Consider the following 15,215-nt stretch of genomic DNA (forward strand, 5'->3'; position numbering starts at 1 on the left):
GTGGGAGGCCACCTACCAGCCATGTCGCAACGCCACCGCATACCCGCACGGCCTGCCTGCTGCCAGAACCGGTGCAGATGCCTATGCTGGCGCCACGATGGTGGAGTACGAGTACCGGGAGCTCACCTTCCAGCGCGACCAGAGTCGCGGGGAGGTGCGCCAGGCCCTGACCGAGCACGCTGAGTATGGGCGGTGGGAGCTGTTCCGCGTGCGCCTCTTCTGGGGCGGCATGCGCAAGGTGATCCTGCGCCGCAAGATCATCCGGGTCCAGCGCACCGCGTAAACGCAGTCCCTGGGGTCCGCGCGCTCAGCAGTCCGCGATCAGCTGTCCGAGCACCCGGGTGCCGAACCGGATCGCGTCCACCGGCACGCGCTCATCCACGCCGTGGAACATCCCGACGAAGTCCAGCTCCTCGGGCAGCCGCAGCGGGGCGAAGCCATAACCGGTGATCCCCAGCCGCGACAGGTGCTTGTTGTCGGTGCCGCCGGACAGGCAGTAGGGCAGCACGTGCGCGCCCGGGTCCTCCTTGAGCAGCGCCCGCTTCATCGAGTCCACCAGCTCACCGCTGGTCGGCGCCTCCAGCGCGACGTCCTTGTGCTCGATCTCCACCTCGACGTGCTCCCCGGCCAGCTCCCGGATGGTCGCGAGCAGCTCTTCCTCGTGGCCGGGCAGGAAGCGGCAGTCCAGCGAAGCCGAGGCGGTCTGCGGGATGACGTTCATCTTGTAACCAGAGTTGAGCATGGAGAAGTTCGAGGTGTCCCGCAGCGTGCCCTCGACGAAGCGCCGCGCTCCGCCGAGCCTGCCGAGCAGCTGCTCGAGCGTCTCCTCGCTCCATTCCTCCCCGGTGATCCCGGCGACGCCGTCGAAGAGCTCGCGCACCGAGGCGATGTAGGTCCGCGGCCACTCGTGGGCGTTGATCCGGGCGATCGCCTCGGCGAGCCGGACGATGGCGTTCTCCGGGTTCGGGACCGAGCCGTGACCGGCGCGGCCGTGCGCGTGCAGACGCAGCCAGGCGATCCCCTTCTCCGCGGTCTGCAGCAGGTAGGCCCGGGTCGGCCCACCGGTCGCGTGGTCGGGCAGGGTGACCGAGAAGCCGCCCACCTCGCTGATCGCCTCGCTGCACCCCTCGAACCACTCGGGGTGCTCGGCGACGACGTGCCCGGCTCCCTTCATCCCCCCGGCCTCCTCGTCGGCGAAGAATGCCCACACGATGTCGCGCGGGGGCTTCTCGCCCGACCGGGCCAGCTGGCGCAGGGTGGCGATGAGCATCGCCACCATGTCCTTCATGTCGACGGCGCCGCGCCCCCAGATCATCCCGTCCTTCTCCTCCGCCGCGAACGGATCGACCGACCAGTCCTTGGCCTCGGCAGGGACGACATCGAGATGGCCGTGCAGCACCAGGCCGGGCCGGGAGCGGTCCCGCCCCTCCGTGCGCACCACGACGCTGGTCCGGCCAGGATGGTCGGCCGGCTCGGTCAGCTGTGGCTCCAGCCCGACCTCCCGCAGCAGCCCAGCGACATACTCGGCCGCCTCCCGCTCCCCCGGCCCGCTGCCGTCACCGTAGTTGCTGGTGTCGATGCGGATGAGCTCCTTGCAGATCCGCACCGCCTCCTCCTCGACGGTGGTGGACATGGTCAGGTCGTCGTCGCTGCTCATCCCGTCAGGGTATGCCGTGAGGGCCCGGCCCGCGTGCGCGGTCCGGGCCCTCGTAGGGAGTGGCTGATGGTCAGCTGCGAGAGACCTCGCGGTGCTCGACCACTGCCTCTTCCTCGCGGTTGATGACACTGCGCGCCCCGGCCATGCCGGCGAAGGCGGCGATCAGCGCCCCGAGCAGCGCACCGGCGAAGGCCCACCATGCGCCCTCAGCGATGTCGTCGGTGGACTCGGCCACGGTGTCCTGAGCGTCCTGCGCAGTGTCCTCCGCCTGCTGCTGAGCTTCGTCCACGTCCTGCTCGTCCACAGAACCAGCGGCGTCCTGGGCGTCCTCGCTGGTCACCGTGGTGCCCTGGGAGACGGTCTCGGCGACCGTTCCAGCCACGTTGCCGACCGCGCCGAGCAGGCTCGAGCCAAGCCACCCGGCCAGGACGAGCACCGCCAGCATCGAGGTGGCCCAGGTGAGGAAACCGTGCAGCAGCCCCGCGCGGACAGCCAGTGCTCCGGCGACATAACCGGCAGCGGCCAGCGCGACCACCAGAGCGATGACGCTCCAGATGCCGGCAGCCGTCCCGGACGAGCCCTGCAGCCCCATCGCGGCGGCCGCGATGCCCAACAGCACGGTCAGGGCAAGGAAGGTGACGACACCAGCGAAGATGGCGCCCCAGGACACGTTGGAGGAGCGGCGGCTGCGGTCGGTGCCGATGAAGGCCTCTTGGGTCGAGTGGTCGTCATGTGCGGTGCGCACGTCGACTGCGCTGGCACCCTCGTGGGCGGTCGTGGAACCAGCCCCTGCCCGCGCGGAGGTGGCCTTGCCGCCCCCTCCCGTCTGCTGCTCGGGCTTATCGTTGGTCTGGTCCATGGGAGATCCGTCCTGATGAGAAATAGCCTGCAGAAAAGCAGGCTCTTATCATCAACCGTCACACTGCTACTGCTCCGTCGCAGAGTGAACCCGTCCCCCCACCCGTAGGGGCCCATCCCGGAGATGCACTCCGGGGGACTTATGACACCTTACGCCCGAATGCAGCCTGCTCAGGCCCCCTCGGTCAGCTTGGACTCCAGGCACGCGACGAACTGGCCGAGCAGCTTGTCCGATACCGACTGCATGACGCCCCGGCCGAACTGGGCCGGTTTGCCGGTGATGGACAGGTCGGTGATGACGTCGACCTTGGTGCCCTCTCCTTCACCGCTCAGGTCGAGCGTAGCCACTGCGGTGGCGTTGCCGAGGCCCCGCAGGCCGCGACCGACACCTTCAATCTTGGCGTGGCGTGCCTCGTCGTCCCGTTCCAAGAAGCGACCCTTGCCCTGATAGGTCACCGCGATGGGACCCAGCTTGACCTTGACCTCCCCCTCGAAGTTGTCCTCGTCAAACGAGGTCACCTTTGCACCCGGGAAGCACCCACCGACCTGGCCCAGGTCGGTGAGCAGCTCCCAGGTCCGCTCGGGCGAGGCGGCCACGGTGAAGGTGTGGTGCAGCTCCATGCCGTCAGCCTGCCGCTGCCGCAAGCACGGCCCGACGGGTGAGCACCCCGGCGACGTGGCGGCGGTAGTCGGCCTGGCCGTTGAGGTCGGACGGCGGGTCGGTGCCCTCTCCGACCTGGGCGCAGATCTCGGCGAGGGCCTCCTCGGTCGCCGGCTGCCCGACCAGGGCCTGCTCGACGGCGCGGGCCCGAAGCGGGGTCGAGCCCATATTGGTCAGGCCCACCCTCGCTTCGGCGATGGTGCTGCCTTCGGTCCGGACGGTCGCGGCAATGCCCAGGATGGCCCACTGGTGGGAGACCCGGACGAACTTCTCGTAGTGGCTGCCCCAGCCGGTGTGCTTGGGCAGGCGCACCTCGGTGAGCAGCTCGTTCTCGCCGACGGCGGTCTCGAAGAGGTCGACGAAGAACTCGGAGGCGGGCACCGGATGCGGGCCGACCACCCCGCGGCTCTGGACCATCATCGTCGCGTCCAGGGCGAGCACGGGCGCGCCCACGTCGCCGGCGGGGTCGGCGTGCGCCAGGGCGCCGCAGATCGTGCCGCGGTGGCGGATCTGCGGATCTGCGATCGTCTCCACCGCCTGGTGCAGCAGCCGCAGGTGCTCCCGGACCAGCCCGGACTCGAGCACGTCCTGGTAGGTCGCGGCGGCGCCGATCCGGATGGCGTCACCCTCGTCCGTGATGCCCTTGAGCTCCTCGAGGCCCGAGATGTCGATGACCAGCTCCGGCGCGTTGAGCCGCATCCGCAGGACCGGGAGCAGCGACTGCCCACCGGCCATCAGCTTGGCGCCGTCGGGGTTCTCGGAGAGCAGGGTCAGCGCTTCCTGCACGGACGTGGGTGCGACGTAGTCGAACTGTGAGGGGATCACGACAAGCTCCCGTGGGTCGAGGCGGAGTGGTCACTGGTGGGGCGGTCCTCGCCGCCTGGTGGGTCCTGGTTGGGCGCGCCCGGTGCGAAGTGCGGCTCGGCCGAATCCTCGGTGGGGGTCTGGCCGCCTTGTTGGCTGTCGTGGATGGCCCGCCAGACCCGCTCCGGGGTGCACGGCATGGTGATGTCGGCCACGCCCAGGTGCCGGACGGCGTCCAGGACGGCGTTGACGACGGCCGGCGTGGAGGCGATGCACCCCGCCTCACCGACGCCCTTGGCACCCAGGTCGTTGGATGTGGCGGGCGAAACCGTCCGGTCGGTGACGAAGCTGATCGTGTCGGCACTGGTGGGCAGGGTGTAGTCGACGAACGAGCCGGAGACCAACGTCCCCTGGTCGTCGTAGACCGCCTCCTCCCACAGCGCCTGGGCGATGCCCTGGACGAGGCCGCCGTGGACCTGACCCTCGACGATGAGCGGGTTCACGACGTTGCCGATGTCGTCGACGCAGACGTAGGAGCGCATCGAGGTGGCGCCGGTCTCGGTGTCGACCTCCATCGCGCACAGGTGGGTGCCGTGCGGGAAGGAGAAGTTGACCGGGTCGAAGGTGGCGTCGGCGTCCAGGCTGGGCTCCATGCCATCCGGCAGGTCGTGCGCGGCGAAGACGTTGAGCGCCAGCTGGGCCAGCCCGATGCCCTCCTGGTCCTCACCGGCACCCCGGACGGTGAACTTGCCCTGGCTGAACTCCAGGTCATCGACGTTGGCCTCGAGCACGTGCGCCGCGAGCGGTTTGGCCTTCTCGATCACCTTCTGCGCGGCGTTGATCACCGCCTGCCCACCGACGACGAGAGAGCGTGAGCCGTAGGTGTCGAGTCCCTTGTGGCTGATCTGGGTGTCGCCGTGCAGCACCTCGACGTCCTCGAAGGGCACCCCGAGCTGGTCGGCGACGATCTGGCTCCAGGCCGTCTCGTGCCCCTGACCGTGGGCGGAGGCACCGGTGATGACCTCGACCATGCCGCTGGGCAGCATCCGGATCGAGGCGGTCTCCCAGCCGCCCGCGCCGTAGTTGAGCGAGCCCAGGACCCGCGATGGAGCCAGACCGCACATCTCGGTGAAGGTGGAGATCCCCAGGCCCAGCTGCACCCGATCGCCTCTCTCGCGGCGACGGGCCTGCTCGGCCCGCAGCTCCTCATACCCGAACAGTTCCTTGGCGCGCTCCGTGGCGGCCTCGTAGTTGCCGGAGTCGTACTCCAGCCCGCAGACGGTGGTGAACGGGAACTCCTCGTGGGTGATCCAGTTCTGCTCCCGCACCTGCATCGGGTCGCGGCCGAGCTCGACGGCCAGCTCGTCCATGATGCGCTCGATCGCAAAGGTCGCCTCTGGCCGGCCCGCACCGCGGTAGGCATCGGTCCAGGTCTTGTTGGTGAAGACGTTGGTGCAGGTGAAGCGGTAGGAGGGGAACTTGTAGATGGAGTTGAACATGAACGCCCCCAGGATCGGCACCCCCGGGGTGACCAGACCTAGGTAGGCGCCCATGTCCGCGAGGAGGTCAACCTTGAGCCCGGTGACCGTGCCGTCCTTGGTCGCGGCCAGCGTCAGCCTCTGCCACTGGTCGCGGCCGTGATGCGCGGCCAGCAGCGACTCGCTGCGGGTCTCGGTCCACTTGCACGGCCTGCCGGTATGCCGTGCCACCAGGAAGGTGAGCACTTCCTCCGGGGTGACCTGCAGCTTGCCGCCGAAGCCACCGCCCACGTCCGGGGCGATGACCCGGATCTTGTGCTCGGGCACGCCCAGGGTCAGCGCCAGCATGAGTCGCAGGATGTGCGGGACCTGCGTGGAGGACCACATGACGAACTGCTCCCCCGTGGGGTCGACCACCACCGAGCGGGGCTCCATGAAGGAGGGGATGAGCCGTTGCTGGCGGAACTCGCGCTCGATGACGACGCCGTCCTGACGGGCCTGCTCGATCGCGGCCTCGACGTCCGTGCCGGTGTCGGCCTCGGCCGAGTCAAAGACCCAGGTCGCGCTCTTGTTGGTGCCGAGGTCGGGATGGGCCAGCGTCTCGTCGGCCGCGGCGGCCTTAAGCTCGAGCGCGGCGGGCAGCTCCTCATAGTCGACCTCGACCAGCTCGGACGCGTCCCGAGCAGCGGCGGCGGAGCGGGCTGCGACGACCGCGACGACTTCGCCGGAGAAGGCGACCCGGTCCACGGCGACCGCCGGGTGGGATGGCGCCTTCTGGTCTTCGGTGATCGGCCAGGCGCAGGGCAGCGAGCCCTGCTGGTCCTTCAGGTCCTCGCCGGTCAGGACCGCGACCACGCCCTCGGACTCACGGGCCGCGGTGGTGTCGATGCCGGTGATCCGGGCGTGGGCGTAGGGACTGCGGACGAGGGCCAGATGCAGCATGCCGGTCATCTGCAGGTTGTCGGTCCACCGGGTCCGGCCGGTGATCAGCCGCTGGTCCTCCTTTCGCCGGCGGTCCCGGCCGACCTCCAGGGTCCGCTCCGGGGCGCTCATGGCGTGGTCGAAGGTCTGCTCGGTGCTCTCGGTGCTCTCGGTGGTCGTGGTCACGACTGTCCACCTCCAGAGGTGCTGGCGCTGCTGGAGGCGCCGGCCACCTGCAGGATCGCCTTGACGATGTTGTGGTAGCCGGTGCACCGGCACAGGTTGCCCTCCATGCCGTGCCGGACCTCGTCCTCGGTGGGCTGGGGGTTCTCGGCGAGCAGGTCGGTGGCCTGCATGATCATCCCCGGGGTGCAGTAACCGCACTGCAGGGCGTGACAGTCGCGGAATGCCTCCTGCAAGGGGGTCAGCTCCCCACCGGGGCCGGCTAGGCCCTCGATCGTGGTCACCTCGCGCCGGTCGGCCTGCACGGCCAGCACATTGCAGGACTTCACGCTGCGCCCGTCGAGGTGGACGGTGCAGGCACCGCAGTTGCTGGTGTCGCAGCCGATGACGGTGCCCGTCTTGCCCAGCTGTTCCCGCAGATAGTGCACGAGCAGGGTGCGGGGCTCGACCTCGTCGGTGTAGCTCGTGCCGTCGACCTTCACGGTGATTTTCGTCATGCGGTTCTCCTCGCCGGAGCAGGGACTTCGATGTCGTCCTTGATCCTGCCGTGTCGCAGGTCACACCGCAATACCCCCGACGACTGGTGTCGGAGACTCCAGGAGTCGGTCAGAAGAGGATGAAGCAGCTGATCCCGAAGAGGATCAGGAAGGCAAACAGGACGAAGCTCATGAAGTTGTTCTCCGCGGCGCTCGGCGCCCGGTCCTCGGGCACCCAGTCGTCCCCGGCGGCCACGGCGGGTCGGCTCGGGCGGGGGCGCGGGTCGTGCATGCTCATGGGGTCGCTCCTAGTCGGCTCAGCTCGGTCATGGTGGCGACGGTCAGGATCACAAAGACCACCGTGATGAAGGCGGTGTACGTCCAGCGGTGCGAGTGGTCAGCACGCCAGAACCTGCGCAGGCTGATCACGCCGGTGACCGCCGCCACCGCGCAGAGCGCCAGGCCGATGGGGGCGGCCACTCGACCCGAGAGGCTCAGGATGGGCACCAGGACAGGGACCGCCACATAGGTGACGATGCAGCGCACGGCGGAGACCACCACGGAGATCCGGAACGTGTGGTGCGCGCCCTTGCCGGAGCTGAGGTCCACATCGTGGACTCGCAGGAGCCGCCGCGCCCACCGGTCCACGGTCCTGTCCGACCGGTAACCGCTGCGGGTCGGAGCGGGCCCGGCGACGTCCGGGCCGGGGCCAGCGGCGTCCCGGGCCCCAACCCCGGCCGGCGCGTGGGACGTCCTCACGGGCCTTCCTCCTCCTCGAGCTTCCTCGGCCGTGGGTTGCGCATCAGCTGCCGGGCCCCGAGGCCCACCGAGACCAGGCCCAGGGCGCCGATGACGCACCCGATGAAGAATCCCCAGTACAGGGGGTCCATCCGAGTCGAAGGTTCGTCGGCCCCCAGGGTGCTGCCGGTGAGGATGCCGAAGAAGGGAGCCAGCACCGCCACGATGGCGCCGCCCAGCACGCGCCAGAAGCCGGGCGGCGTCGGCTCGAGGCGCACCGGGCGGCCGGAGGGTGCGGGGGTCTCGTCATACACCGGGTCCGCGTCGCCGTCGGGGCGGGTGGCCGTCGCCGTGGTGGTGTCCGCGCGGGTCGGGTCGGCCTCGGCCCGGCGGTCGGGTCCGTTGCTGGGTTCGGAGTTCGTCATCGTGATCGCCCTTCTGCGTGGTCGTCGACGACGGCCACGCCGTTGCGGGTCGACGAGGTGCGGGGGGTCGGCGGCTCATCGCGGATGTTGGCCCGGTTGGTGTCCGCTGCGGGTGAGAACCGGTCCAGAGCACCCATCAGTGGCCCGATGATGTCCATCGGCAGCGGGAAGACCACCGTGGAGTTCTGGTCCGCACCGAGCTCGAGCAGAGTCTGCAGATAGCGCAGCTGCAACGCCGCCGGCGCCTCGCTGAGCGTCTTCGCCGCGTCGCGCAGCTCCTCGGACGCCTCGAGCTCGCCGTGGGCGCTGATCACCTTGGCCCGGCGCTCGCGCTCGGCCTCGGCCTGGCGGGCCATCGCCCGCTGCATCATCTCGGGGATCTCCACGTCCTTGATCTCCACCACGTCGACGTCGACGCCCCACGGCACGGCCTGGTGGGCGATCGACTGGTAGAGGTCCTCGTTGAGGTCGGCGCGGTGGGCCAGGAGGGTGTCCAGGTCGGCACGCCCCACCACGGAGCGCAGGGTGGTCTGGGCGAACTGGGAGGTGGCGACCGCGTGGTTCTCGACCGCCATGACCGAACGCACCGGATCGGCCACCTTGAACATCACCACGGCGTTCACCCGGGCGGTCACGTTGTCGCGCGTGATGACCTCCTGCGGCGGGATCGTCAGGGTCACCACCCGCTGGTCCACCCGCACCGAACGGTCCAGGAACGGCAGCATGAACACCAGGCCCGGCCCGAGAGCTCCGCGCAGCCGGCCGAGACGGAAGACGACCAGCCGCTCGTATTCACGTACCACCTTCATCGAGGCGAGGAGCACCGCCACCAGGACGGCGACCGCTACAAGGGCGGCGATCACGGGGCTAGGCATTCTCCTGTGCTTCCCTTCGCTGCGAGGCATACCGGGTCTGTCCGAGCACGAGATCGACGGGCGCGCCCGGCGCGTCGGCGTCAGACCGTCGATCGGAGGCGTAGGTGGTCCGCCGACGTCGGAGGGTCTGGACCACCTGCTCACGCTCTTGCAGGTTCTCATCCAGCGATCTGAACAGCACCCCCTCGGGGGCCACCGGGCTGTTCCGCAGGTGCGACCACAGGGGTAGTCCGCCGATCGTGACCAGCAGGGCGGTCGAGAGCAGGATGACCTGGCTGGCCCAGTGCTCGACCGTGAAGGTCGTGACCACCGGGAACACCACGGCCAGGACATGGACGGCGCAGGCTATGCCGCGGTGGAAGCGCGCAGACTCCGAGGACGGCCAGGCATCGACCGGCCGACCCAGCTCACGTCCGTCGTCGGTGGAGGTGCAGCTGTCTTTGACCGGGCATGAGTTGCAGACGCTGGGACTGCCGCGGTAGCGCATCAGCCGGTTCTCGGGGTCGAAGGACTGTGGCCACAGCCACTGGTCCTCCGGGCACAGCCAGGCGTCGTGATCCTCGTGATAGACAAAACCCCGGGTCTGGTGCTGGTCGTTGGCCGTGTGGGCCCGTCTGGCGAGCAGGTCGATCCCATAGGCCACCAGCAGGAGGACGAGGGCATAACCGCTGGCCAGCCAAGTGGGCAGTTCGACCGAGCTCGTCGCGGCGCTCACGAGGGCGCCTCCCCGTGCTCACGCCGATCCGAGGCGTACCCGCTGCGTGGCGGGCGGACCGGGTCCCCACCCGTCACCGGCGTGGGGACCGGCTCGACCGCGTGCCCGGTGCGGTCCGCCCGCGCCTCCGCGCTCTCCACGACGAAGAGGGTCTCTGGCTCCATCCGGGTGACCGTGGGCCGCACGCCATACCGCACGCCGAGCCAGGTGATGTAGATGAACGGCAGGATGCCACCGACCAGGAAGATGACATCACCAGGCATCCGCAGCCACTCCAGGGCCAGGTTGCCGGGCTGGGTGATGTAGGCGAGGGTGCGGGCCTCGTAGTAGCCCTGGTTCACCGACGCCCACAACTGCAGCGTGCCAAGCGGTAGGAGGGTGGCGAACATCATCCAGGCCAGACCGATGTTGAGTGACCAGAAGGACAGCCGGGCCATCCGGTCGGGCCAGCGCTGCGGGGGGATGATGTAGCGCAGTGCGAAGAACGCGAGGCCGACGGCCAACATCCCGTAGACGCCCATCATGGCGCCGTGCGCATGGTTCGCGGTGAGCGCTGTGCCGATCTGGTAGTAGGACACGATGGGAAGGTTGACCAGGAAGCCGAAGACCCCCGCCCCCAGGAAGTTCCAGAAGCCCACGGCGACCAGGAACATGACCGCCCAGCGGTGCGGGAAGGGTGCGCTGGAGCGCGATTCCTGTCGCGCCCCGAGCTGCAGGAACGTCCACGCTTCGATGGTCAGGAAGGTCAGCGGGATGACCTCCATGGCGGAGAAGACCGCACCGAGCGCCATGTGCTCGACCGGGGTGCCCGAGAAGTAGAGGTGGTGCATGGTGCCGATGACGCCGCCAGCCGAGTAGAGGATGACGTCCAGGAAGATGATCTGGATCGCGATCTTGCGGCGCACCACGCCGAGCATGACGAACACATAAGCGACCATGACGGTGGTGAACAGTTCGAGGAAGTCCTCCACCCACAGGTGCACCACCCAGAAGCGCCAGAACTCGGCGACGGTCAGGTGCGTGGTGTTCATGGCCAGCAGGCCCACCGCATAGAAGGCCGGGATCGCCAGGGCCGCGTAGGTGAACAGCCACGGCATGTTGAACTTCGACTCGGTGCGCAACCGGGACCGGATCGCCCGGACGATGATGAGGAACCAGAGGAACAACCCGATCACCAGGAGTATCTGGAAGAACCTGGGTAGATCGAGGTACTCCCACTGCTGGGAGAAGAACGGCGATCCGGCGGCCCAGTCTGGGCCGTAGATGCTGATGGCGGTGCCCCCGAACATCCCCACCACGACGAGCGCCAGGGCGCCCAGCAGGCCGTAGGACAGCAGGTGCTGACCTTTGGGCTCACGACCGGAGATGATCGGGGCGAGAAAGATCGCCGTAGCCAGGAAGGCGGCCGCCGTCCACAGCAGCGAGAGCTGCACGTGCCAGGTCCGGGCGAGGTTGAAGGGGAAGATCTGGGCCAGGTCGAAGCCGAAGAAGCCCTCCAGCTCGACCCGGTAGTGCTCGACGGAGGCTCCCACCGTGGCCTGGATCAGGAACAGGATGGAGACCACGAGGAAGAACCACGCGGTGGACTTCTGCGCCTTGGTGATCCCCACCTCCCCGGGCTGCAGGAACCGCAGGCTCGTCGTGTCGTTGCCCTTCCAGCCCAGGTTGGCGCTCCAGCGCCCGTAGACGGCGAACAGGATGCCCAGGCCGGCCAGCAGCGCGACCAACGAGATCCCCGACCAGACCAGGATGTCGGCCGTGGGCTGGTTGTTGACGCGGGGCTCTGGGGGCCAGTTGTTGGTGTAGGAGTAGTCCAGCCCTGGCCGCTCGGCCGCGCTCGCCCAGGCCGTCCAGGCGTAGAACGCGGTCAGGTCGTGGATGTGCTCCGGCTCCGTGATCTTGTTGGGGAGCAGCCCGTGCCTCGTGGTCGGCTCGCCGAAGAAGTCCGCGTAGTACTCCCTGATCGACTCGAAGGCAGTGACCTGCTGGGGGGTGAGGACCAGGGTGCCGCTCGCCTCGTCGTACCGGTTGGTCCGCTGCATCTCCGCGGTGGCGGCCTGGGGGTCCTGCACCCCCTCCTGGACGAGCCGGTCGTAGATGTGCTCGCTGCTCAGCCGGAGGTACTCGGCCGTGAAGTCGGGCCCGAGGTAGGCCCCGTGCCCGACAACCGAGCCGTACTGCTGCAGACCGCGGGTCAGGAAGATGTTCTGTCCGTTGGTGATCTGCTCGCCGGTGTAGACCTCCTGCCCCTCCTCGCTGACCACCTCCTGGGGCAGCGGCATGGACGCGGTATAGGTCCGGTAGGCCAGGATCCCCATGACGAAGAAACCGAAGATTAAGACAAGAGCAACGCCCTGCACCCATCCCTTGCTGATCGATATTTCCGACCGCGGCGATGAATCATGGTGCCGGTTGTCGATCATCACCATCGTGGAACCGACCCTTTCTCCGCGCCAGAAATACCCGTCTCTGGCCTAGCCCGTGCTGCTGGATGCGAAGGCACAGTATCTGAGACAGGCCCCTTGTTGAGCCGCCCCTGAATGCAGTCTTCAGCATATTTTAAGCGCCCTTCGGATTGCTTTTCCTTTTTATTACTCTTGTGCTAGGCAGCCGCGGGTGCACCGTCACCGACCCCCCGGGCTACCGTGGTGGGCATGCCTGCCGGACCTCATCCCACCCCCCCGTCCTGGCTGGTCGTCCTCGCAGGTGCGCTCGCGGTCGTACCGTTCGCAGTCCTGGGTGACCTGGTCGAAGCCTCCGACCGGGCGACCGTGACCCTGCGGGTCGGGGTCGTCATCGTCAGCCTCATCGCCGTCCTGCTGTGGCGGGCGTTGCACCGCAGCTTCGGGTCGGTGGCCGCGCGGGTGGGAATCGTCGGCCTCGCCTTCTTCGGCTTCGTCGCGATGACCCTGCTGTCTCGCATGGCGGCCTTCCCGGACCGGGTCTTCGCGCTGCCCTTTCTCTTCCCGGTCTGGCTGGCCGCGCTGCTCTTCGTCGCCACCGCCCTGACCGAGCGCTCCGCGCGCCGCCGTCTCGGCTGAGGCTCAGCCCTCCGCCGGTCAGTCCACCGTCGGTTCAATCCACATCGTGCCGGTGGATCGGGCCGTCGATCCTGCGCAAGGGTGCGCCGCCGCCGCCCCAGCGCAGGGCGATGATCTCCGCGGCGACCGAGATGGCGGTCTCTTCGGGGGTCCGGGCGCCGAGGTCGAGCCCGATGGGGCTGCGCAGCACCGCCAGGTGTTCATCGGTCAGCCCCTCCTCGCGCAGCCGCGCGAGCCGGTTCTCGTGGGTGCGCCGGGAGCCCATGGCCCCCACGTAGGCCAGCGGTGGCCCGTCGGGCCCGAGCAGGGTGGTCAGCAGGGGCACGTCGAACTTGGGGTCGTGGGTGAGCACGCACGCCACCGTGCGCTCGTCCAGGGCGTCCAGGGCGACCTGCTCCTCAACGTATCGGTGCGGCCAGGAGACGACGACCTCGTCTACGTCCGGGAACCGGCTGCGGGTGGCGAAGACAGGGCGGGCGTCGCAGACCGTGACGTGGTAGCCAAGGAAGGAGCCGATCCGGGCCACGGCGGCGGCGAAGTCGATGGCCCCGAAGACCAGCATCCGCGGGCGCGGCGCATAGGAGGCGACGAAGACCCGCAAGCCCTCGCCCCGTCGCTCGCCCTGGGGGCCGTACTCCAGGGTGGCTGTGCGGCCCTGCGCGAGCATCCCGCGGGCGTCGTCCAGCACCGAGTGGTCGATCCGGTGGGTGCCCAGCGTGCCGCTGGTGCGCTGGCCCTCGGGACGGATGACCAGGTGCCGGCCCAGGGAGGTTGGGTCGGGGTGGGCGACCACGGTCGCGACCGCGACGGGGCGGCCGGCATCGATGTCCTGCGCCACTTCTCCCAGCTCGGGAAAGTCCTGCTGGGAAACCCTCTCCACGAAGATGTCAAGGATGCCCCCGCAGGTCAGCCCGACCCCCATGGCCTCGTCGTCGGACACGCCATACCGCCTCAGCACTGGCGAGCCGGAGGCAATGACCTCTTGACCCAGCTCGTAGACCGCACCCTCTACGCACCCGCCGGAGACCGACCCCACGGCCTCACCGTCGGACCCGACGAGCATGGACGCCCCGGGCTGCCGCGGCGCGGACTTCCACGTCCCGACCACGGTCCCCATGGCAACCTGCTCCCCGGAACGCCACCAGTCCAGCAGCTTCTCAAGCACGTCGCGCATACCGGTTAGGCTCTCACGCCCGCCGCGCCGGCCACGACGGAGAGCACCTCTTCGAAGGCGGCCAGCGAGTGGCCGGCGATGAACTCGTCGACGTGGGGCAGGACCGCGACGATCCCGGCCTGCACCGGCGCGTAACCCTCCTTGCCGCGGTGCGGGTTGACCCACACCACGCGGTGCGCCAAGGACCGCACGGCGCGCAGCTGCTCCCCCAGCAGCTCCGGCGCGGTCCGCTCCCAGCCGTCGCTGAACACCACCACCACGGCACCGCGAGCCATCCCCCGTCGGCCCCACCGGCGCACAAAGACCGCCAGCGACTCCCCGAGCCTGGTCCCGCCGGACCAGTCCGGGACGACCTCCCCGGCGGCGAGCAGAGCCCGGTCCGGATCACGCTCGCCCAGGGCGCGAGTCACGTGGGTCAGTCGGGTGCCGACGGTGAACACCTCAGTCGTCCGCGGCCCGGCCTGCACCATGGTGTGCGCCAGGCGCAGCAGGGCGTCGGCGTAGGCGCTCATCGATCCGCTGACGTCGACCAGAAGCACCACCCGGCGCGGGCGGTGCACCCGTCGGCGGCGCCGGATCCGGCTAGGCTCGCCCATCTGCCGCAGCAGTGCCCGCACCGTCGCGTGGCCGTCAACCGCGCCGCGGTGGCTGGGGGTATGCCGTCGGCCCCGGCGGCTGGGCGGGCGGGGCTTGAGCAGCGCGAACTGCCGGCGCAGCGCGGCTCGATCCTTGGGCGAGAGGCCGGCGACGTCGCGATGGCGCAGCACCTCCTGCGCTGAGGCCGCCGCCTTCACCAGCTCCTCGCCGTCGGGCCCGTCCGGCCCGACGCCCTCGCCCGGGTCCTCGAGGCTGGCCTGGACGGTGCTGGTCCGCGGGGTCTCCTGGGGCGTGACCGCATGCATCGGCTGCCCGCCAAACCAGCCGTTGAAGATCCGGTCGTAGGGCGCCACGTCCGCCGGGGACGCGGTCAGCGTGGCCCGCCCGGCCCAGTAGACGGCCTCGCGCGAGCGCAGGCCCACCTCCGCACAGGCGCGCAGGAAGCCACGCTCCCGGTCGGCCGTGACCGACAGCCCCGCAGCCCGGCAGGCCCGCGCGAAACCGCCTAGGGTCTGCCCGGCGTCCCAGGTCAAGGTCGAGGTCGCGGCCGTGTCGGGTGTCGTCTGGCCTGCCGTGGCTCGGTCTGCCGTTCCGGGGTCGGTGGCGCTCATC

16 protein-coding genes are annotated in these 15,215 nt (G+C 69.4%); 2 read left to right on the plus strand and 14 right to left on the minus strand.

The annotated features are described in order from the left end of the window. The first annotated feature begins 97 nt into the window (after nt 1–97). Entirely contained in the window at nt 98–283 is a 186-nt protein-coding gene (locus FY030_RS08065) for a DUF5703 family protein (RefSeq protein WP_158061063.1), read from the plus strand. A gap of 24 nt (nt 284–307) precedes the next feature. Here the strand turns inward: FY030_RS08065 and FY030_RS08070 are convergent, their stop codons facing one another. The 12 genes from FY030_RS08070 to FY030_RS08120 all read right to left on the minus strand — a co-directional run bounded on the left by FY030_RS08070 (nt 308) and on the right by FY030_RS08120 (nt 12,220). Then, complete coding sequence (locus tag FY030_RS08070) at nt 308–1,657, minus strand: M20/M25/M40 family metallo-hydrolase (protein ID WP_158061064.1); 1,350 nt, start codon at nt 1,655–1,657, stop codon at nt 308–310. A 70-nt stretch (nt 1,658–1,727) separates the two neighbouring features. Beyond that, nucleotides 1,728–2,516 carry a DUF2029 domain-containing protein gene (locus FY030_RS08075; RefSeq protein ID WP_202879681.1) on the minus strand — a complete coding sequence of 263 codons (789 nt, stop codon included), beginning with the start codon at nt 2,514–2,516 and terminating at the stop codon, nt 1,728–1,730. Nucleotides 2,517–2,686: 170 nt separating this feature from the next. Next, nucleotides 2,687–3,136 carry an SRPBCC family protein gene (locus FY030_RS08080; RefSeq protein WP_158061065.1) on the minus strand — a complete coding sequence of 150 codons (450 nt, stop codon included), beginning with the start codon at nt 3,134–3,136 and terminating at the stop codon, nt 2,687–2,689. Nucleotides 3,137–3,140: 4 nt separating this feature from the next. Beyond that, nucleotides 3,141–4,001 carry an FAD binding domain-containing protein gene (locus FY030_RS08085; protein ID WP_158061066.1) on the minus strand — a complete coding sequence of 287 codons (861 nt, stop codon included), beginning with the start codon at nt 3,999–4,001 and terminating at the stop codon, nt 3,141–3,143. Next, a complete protein-coding gene (locus FY030_RS08090; RefSeq protein ID WP_158062714.1) occupies nt 3,998–6,511 on the minus strand; it encodes a xanthine dehydrogenase family protein molybdopterin-binding subunit in 2,514 nt (837 codons plus the stop codon). Before FY030_RS08090 ends, FY030_RS08085 begins: the two co-directional genes overlap by 4 nt. 50 nt (nt 6,512–6,561) lie before the next feature. Next, entirely contained in the window at nt 6,562–7,059 is a 498-nt protein-coding gene (locus FY030_RS08095; RefSeq protein ID WP_158061067.1) for a (2Fe-2S)-binding protein, read from the minus strand. Between the two features lie 109 nt (nt 7,060–7,168). Continuing rightward, a complete protein-coding gene (locus FY030_RS16360; protein WP_192498534.1) occupies nt 7,169–7,336 on the minus strand; it encodes a hypothetical protein in 168 nt (55 codons plus the stop codon). Further along, nucleotides 7,333–7,797, minus strand: a complete 465-nt coding sequence (locus FY030_RS08100; protein ID WP_202879682.1) for a hypothetical protein — start codon at nt 7,795–7,797, stop codon at nt 7,333–7,335. The genes FY030_RS16360 and FY030_RS08100 overlap by 4 nt, the downstream gene beginning before the upstream one ends. Then, nucleotides 7,794–8,201: a hypothetical protein gene (locus tag FY030_RS08105; protein ID WP_158061068.1), complete on the minus strand. Its 408-nt coding sequence runs from the start codon at nt 8,199–8,201 to the stop codon at nt 7,794–7,796. The genes FY030_RS08100 and FY030_RS08105 overlap by 4 nt, the downstream gene beginning before the upstream one ends. Next, nucleotides 8,198–9,076, minus strand: a complete 879-nt coding sequence (locus FY030_RS08110; protein WP_158061069.1) for a slipin family protein — start codon at nt 9,074–9,076, stop codon at nt 8,198–8,200. Before FY030_RS08110 ends, FY030_RS08105 begins: the two co-directional genes overlap by 4 nt. Then, complete coding sequence (locus FY030_RS08115) at nt 9,069–9,791, minus strand: hypothetical protein (protein WP_158061070.1); 723 nt, start codon at nt 9,789–9,791, stop codon at nt 9,069–9,071. The genes FY030_RS08110 and FY030_RS08115 overlap by 8 nt, the downstream gene beginning before the upstream one ends. Then, on the minus strand, nt 9,788–12,220 hold the full coding sequence (locus tag FY030_RS08120) for a nitric-oxide reductase large subunit (protein WP_238348186.1): 2,433 nt from the start codon (nt 12,218–12,220) through the stop codon (nt 9,788–9,790). Before FY030_RS08120 ends, FY030_RS08115 begins: the two co-directional genes overlap by 4 nt. Before the next feature lie 225 nt (nt 12,221–12,445). Here FY030_RS08120 and FY030_RS08125 point away from each other — a divergent pair, with 225 nt between their 5' ends. Then, entirely contained in the window at nt 12,446–12,832 is a 387-nt protein-coding gene (locus FY030_RS08125) for a hypothetical protein (protein WP_158061071.1), read from the plus strand. 34 nt (nt 12,833–12,866) lie between these two features. On the opposite strand, the gene FY030_RS08130 is transcribed toward FY030_RS08125, so the two are convergent. Continuing rightward, the gene (locus FY030_RS08130) at nt 12,867–14,006 is read right to left on the minus strand and encodes an XdhC family protein (protein ID WP_158061072.1); all 1,140 of its coding nucleotides are present in this window, start codon (nt 14,004–14,006) and stop codon (nt 12,867–12,869) included. A 5-nt stretch (nt 14,007–14,011) separates the two neighbouring features. Continuing rightward, on the minus strand, nt 14,012–15,214 hold the full coding sequence (locus FY030_RS08135; RefSeq protein WP_158061073.1) for a vWA domain-containing protein: 1,203 nt from the start codon (nt 15,212–15,214) through the stop codon (nt 14,012–14,014). Nucleotide 15,215 lies beyond the last annotated feature (1 nt).

Origin of the sequence: Ornithinimicrobium pratense, from assembly GCF_008843165.1 — a bacterium.
Lineage (GTDB): Bacteria > Actinomycetota > Actinomycetes > Actinomycetales > Dermatophilaceae > Ornithinicoccus > Ornithinicoccus pratensis.